Here is a 248-nt window from a genome sequence, read left to right as displayed (position 1 = left end):
ACCATGAACAACGTCAGCAAGGGTGGCGCCAGGCACGGGCCGATGCAGGTCGAGGACCACACCCAGCCGGTGGCCGTGCCACGTTCCTGGGTGTCGAACCATTCGGACAAGGCCTTGGCTGCCGAGGGGAACACCGGCGCTTCGCCGATGCCCAGCAACACCCGCAGGCCGACCAGATGGCCGTAGCTGCTGAACAGGCCAAAGGCCGCTTGCGCCACCGACCACACCACCAGCGAACCGCCCAGGGC

The 248-nt window shown here is 67.7% G+C and carries 1 protein-coding gene; it reads right to left on the bottom strand.

Annotated elements, in window-relative coordinates:
- Positions 1-248: MFS transporter (locus AAEZ06_RS27955; protein ID WP_350617425.1), on the bottom strand; the 248-nt coding region annotated here is incomplete at both ends.

The sequence above is a fragment of the Pseudomonas sp. HY7a-MNA-CIBAN-0227 genome, from assembly GCF_040310325.1.
GTDB lineage: Bacteria > Pseudomonadota > Gammaproteobacteria > Pseudomonadales > Pseudomonadaceae > Aquipseudomonas.
This window is presented reverse-complemented; position numbering and strand designations above follow the sequence as displayed.